The sequence below is a fragment of the Patulibacter brassicae genome (assembly GCF_033949425.1).
GTDB classification, from domain to species: domain Bacteria; phylum Actinomycetota; class Thermoleophilia; order Solirubrobacterales; family Solirubrobacteraceae; genus Patulibacter; species Patulibacter brassicae.
In genome coordinates this window covers 1-446 of the sequence record NZ_JAXAVX010000033.1, presented here as the reverse complement: position 1 = coordinate 446, position 446 = coordinate 1, and the positions used below count along the sequence as shown (strand labels likewise).

General features: G+C 86.8%; 1 pseudogene. It reads right to left on the bottom strand.

Features of this window, described 5'->3' with window-relative positions:
• A pseudogene (locus SK069_RS20165) lies at positions 1-279 on the bottom strand (hypothetical protein); the annotation flags it as partial.
• Positions 280-446: the final 167 nt, after the last annotated feature.

The following is a 446-nucleotide window of genomic DNA, read 5'->3' as shown; positions in this document are numbered from 1 at the left end:
GGGCACCGACGCCGGGACCGGGCCGCCGGTCGAGCCGGGCGCGGTGGCCGCCGCCGCGGGCCCGCCCGCGCGGGTCGGGACGGCGACCGCGGCAACGCTCGTGGACGGCGCCGTGCCGGCGCGCGGCTCCGTGGCCGGCGGGGCGAGCGCGATCGCGGACCCCCCGGTGACGACGGCCGGCGACCCGACGAGGCCGGCGGCGCCCGGCGCGGCGAGCGGCGAGCCCGGGGCCGCCGGAGCGCCCGGCGCCGGCGCGGCCACGACGATCGTCGCGGGCACGCCGGAGGCCGGGCCCGACGCGGGTGGCGCAGGCGTGGCGTGGGTTCCGCCGCCCGTCGCGCCACCGGGCGCGCCGCGGTCGGTCGCCGCGCCGGGCGCGCCGTCGCCCACCGCGGAGCGCACCACGGCGGCGTCGGCGGCGTCGTGCGCGGCGCGACCGTCCGTCG